This is a genomic window from Methylosinus sp. Sm6 (assembly GCF_019802345.1).
Taxonomy (GTDB): domain Bacteria; phylum Pseudomonadota; class Alphaproteobacteria; order Rhizobiales; family Beijerinckiaceae; genus Methylosinus.
Window position 1 is genome coordinate 1 of sequence record NZ_JAINDZ010000120.1, and the last position, 982, is coordinate 982.

General features: G+C 66.3%; 3 protein-coding genes. All 3 read right to left on the bottom strand.

The genetic code is table 11. The features are described 5' to 3' along the window. Nucleotides 1-105: 105 nt before the first annotated feature. Nucleotides 106-264 (bottom strand): hypothetical protein, encoded by a 159-nt coding sequence (locus K3F48_RS23810; protein ID WP_222577916.1) that lies wholly within the window; start codon nucleotides 262-264, stop codon nucleotides 106-108. Beyond that, nucleotides 261-839, bottom strand: coding sequence for an MT-A70 family methyltransferase (locus K3F48_RS23815; protein ID WP_222577917.1), 579 nt, complete (start codon nucleotides 837-839; stop codon nucleotides 261-263). Before K3F48_RS23815 ends, K3F48_RS23810 begins: the two co-directional genes overlap by 4 nt. After that, on the bottom strand, nucleotides 836-982 hold a 147-nt coding region (locus tag K3F48_RS25095), incomplete at its 5' end, for a phage protein Gp27 family protein (RefSeq protein WP_222577893.1). The genes K3F48_RS25095 and K3F48_RS23815, both read right to left, overlap by 4 nt.

The window sequence follows — 982 nt, forward strand, 5'->3', positions numbered from 1 at the left end:
GCAGCCGCTCCGGCGCCAGCGCCAGGCTGTCGAGGCGATGCTGCTTCCACTCCGCCTCGGTGATGAGCCGGGCGGACTGGACCTGCTCATAGGAGGGGAGCGCGCTCACTCGCCGATGCCTCCCGCCCGCCACAGCTCGTCGATCAGCGCCTCGTGTCGACGCTCGCAGTCGGCGCAGGCGGCGGCGTCATGGTCGTTGACCGCGCGCGCCCATTCGGTCTCGACGGCCTCGACGTCGGCGGCGATCTGCTCGATCGTCCTCATTCCGCGGCCTCGTCGAATAAGGTCCGCTCGTCGCCCCAGCTGTCCCAACCTGGCCGCGATCGGCGCGCAAACATCTCGAGCTTGCGCACGCGCGGGAACATGCGTTCGAGCATTTCGTGCATCTCGTCGGGCTTGCGAGAGTGTTCCCGCACCGGGGCGACGATCAGATTGCGCTCGCTGTGCGACATGATCCGAGGCGCTCCGATCGCGCCGACGAGAAAGAGCTCGGCGGCGCTCCGAAACCAATAACCCGTGCCGAACGCCCAGGACGCCCCGGATTTCGACTGCTTGGCCCAGGAACCGCAGCTGCGATAATCGAAGCCCCAATGCAGCAACAGATCGAGCGCGAGCGGCAACTGAGCCTGCGTCGTCCACATCACATGCGCGCAATTGGGCGCCGCGAGCTTCCAGACCGGCAGTGAGAAAAGTTCGCTGCGCGACATGGTGTCGTAGTGCATCTCCGGGCCTTTATTGTGCCCGTCCTTACCCCAGACACCGAATGACCATGGCGGATCGGACAGGATCAGCCCGTAGGAATGAGGCTGCAGCTCGCCGAAGGGCCAGTCCGCGCTCAACTCTCCCTCCGCACGCCGAGGATCTCCGCGCGCAGCGTCGAGATCGTCTCCTCCGTGAGGCCCTTCGCCTTGCCCACCTTGGCGATCTGCTCGCCGGCCTCCTTCTTGAACTGCTCGACGAGCTTGGTCCGCCGCTCGGCCGA

Coding starts and splice junctions, on each gene's coding strand:
- K3F48_RS23810 (WP_222577916.1), bottom strand. CDS start 264: ATGAGGACGATCGAGCAGATCGCCGCCGACGTCGAGGCCGTCGAGACC.